A 302-nucleotide genomic window follows, 5' to 3' on the forward strand; every position below is an offset into this window, starting at 1 on the left:
TCGGCGTCCGCGACCGTCAGCGCGATCGGCTTCTCCACCAGCACGTCCTTGCCGCCCTCGACGGCGCGAACAGCCGTGTCGGCATGGAATTGCGGCGGCAGCGCCATGACGATGGCATCGACATCGGCGCGCTCGAACAGCTTGTCCGGCTCTATCGCCAGGCAATCCTGCTCGCTGGCGAAGCCTTCGGCGCGAGCGCGGTTGACGTCGGAAACGGCATGGAGCGCGCCGAGCGCCTTGAGGGTGCGGATGTGGTTGCTGCCCCAGTATCCGCAACCGAGGACGGCGATGCGCGGCTTCAT

1 protein-coding gene is annotated in these 302 nt (G+C 67.5%); it reads right to left on the bottom strand.

The window, feature by feature from the left end:
* Positions 1-302, bottom strand: a 302-nt coding sequence (locus EN861_RS34885) for a Gfo/Idh/MocA family oxidoreductase (RefSeq protein ID WP_135928249.1), incomplete at both ends; no start/stop codon positions are given.

It is taken from the genome of Mesorhizobium sp. M8A.F.Ca.ET.218.01.1.1 (genome assembly GCF_004791165.1).
Classification (GTDB): Bacteria; Pseudomonadota; Alphaproteobacteria; order Rhizobiales; family Rhizobiaceae; genus Mesorhizobium.